The organism is Streptosporangium heterodermiicola (assembly GCF_051390675.1).
Taxonomy (GTDB): domain Bacteria; phylum Actinomycetota; class Actinomycetes; order Streptosporangiales; family Streptosporangiaceae; genus Streptosporangium.
This window is the reverse complement of record NZ_JBPJSR010000138.1, coordinates 1-284: the sequence shown is the minus strand read 5'-3', so window position 1 is coordinate 284 and position 284 is coordinate 1. Positions and strand designations below refer to the sequence as shown.

1 protein-coding gene is annotated in these 284 nt (G+C 60.6%); it reads left to right on the top strand.

The genetic code is table 11. From position 1 onward, the window contains the following. Positions 1–284, top strand: a 284-nt coding sequence (locus tag ACSC1Q_RS43240) for a hydantoinase B/oxoprolinase family protein (protein WP_436764552.1), incomplete at both ends; no start/stop codon positions are given.

Here is a 284-nt window from a genome sequence, read left to right as displayed (position 1 = left end):
TATGACGCGACGTTGTTCTGTCCGGTGTTCGTGGGTGTGGATCTGGTGGGTTTCCTGTGTGTGCGTGCTCATTGGATGGATCTGGGGGCGAAGGATCCGGGGTATGTGCTGGATTCCACGGACATGCATCAGGAGGGGGTTATCTTTCCGGGGACGAAGGTGTTCTCGGGGGGTGTGCCGAATCGGGAGATCATCGAGTTGATCCGGTTCAATTCGCGGATGCCGGATCTGGTGATCGGTGATCTGAACGCGCAGGTCGCCGCGCTGCGCACCGGCGAGCGCCG